Consider the following 770-nt stretch of genomic DNA (forward strand, 5'->3'; position numbering starts at 1 on the left):
CCTCCTAATGATTTCTATTTTTTTCATTCATTGTTTTTGCTCTTAAACCTATTTTAGAGTTTATTGCTCTAAAAGTCAATAGAGTTTATAACTCTATCGTAAAATAATTAGAAAAGGAGACAAGTCATGCAGTATATAAAGCGGATAAGAGAATTACGTGAAGATAATGATTATACACAGAGAGAAGTTGCAGCGCTGTTGAGTGTTGGACAAAGAACTTATGCTGATTATGAATATGGAAAAACGAGAATACCTTTGGATTCAATGATTATCTTAGCTAAATTTTATGATGTTGACATGAATTATATATGTGGAATTAGTAATGTGAAGAACTCATTTCCTAAAAAATAGTTAGTTTAAAGCTAAATGATAGGTAGCTAATTTAAGAGTTTATAGCTCTAAATGGTGATTGAGTTTATAACTCTAGGATAGAATAATCAAAAAGAGGGATGATTATGGATTATATTAAACGAATAAGGACATTACGTGAGGATAATGATTACACTCAGAGAGAAGTTGCCGCATTGTTAAACGTGGGTCAGAGAACTTATGCTGATTATGAATATGGGAAGACGAGAATACCTTTAGAATCTATGATTAAACTTGCTAAGTTTTACAATGTTGATATGAATTATATTTGTGGGGTTAGTGGTGTGAAAGTACCTTTTCCGAATAAGAAGGGGAAATAAAAGTGTAAATAAACATGAATAAATTATCTTTATCTTCACAACAAGACGAGATTTTAGATGTCATTGATAGCATTTTAGATA

At 30.3% G+C, this 770-nt stretch carries 2 protein-coding genes; both read left to right on the forward strand.

Annotated elements, in window-relative coordinates; genetic code table 11:
• The first annotated feature begins 126 nt into the window (after positions 1-126).
• Positions 127-351 carry a helix-turn-helix domain-containing protein gene (locus RV15_RS18395; RefSeq protein WP_071879434.1) on the forward strand — a complete coding sequence of 75 codons (225 nt, stop codon included), beginning with the start codon at positions 127-129 and terminating at the stop codon, positions 349-351.
• Positions 352-455: 104 nt separating this feature from the next.
• Positions 456-689: a helix-turn-helix domain-containing protein gene (locus RV15_RS18400; RefSeq protein WP_071879435.1), complete on the forward strand. Its 234-nt coding sequence runs from the start codon at positions 456-458 to the stop codon at positions 687-689.
• Positions 690-770 lie beyond the last annotated feature (81 nt).

This window comes from Enterococcus silesiacus (assembly GCF_001886225.1).
GTDB classification, from domain to species: domain Bacteria; phylum Bacillota; class Bacilli; order Lactobacillales; family Enterococcaceae; genus Enterococcus_L; species Enterococcus_L silesiacus.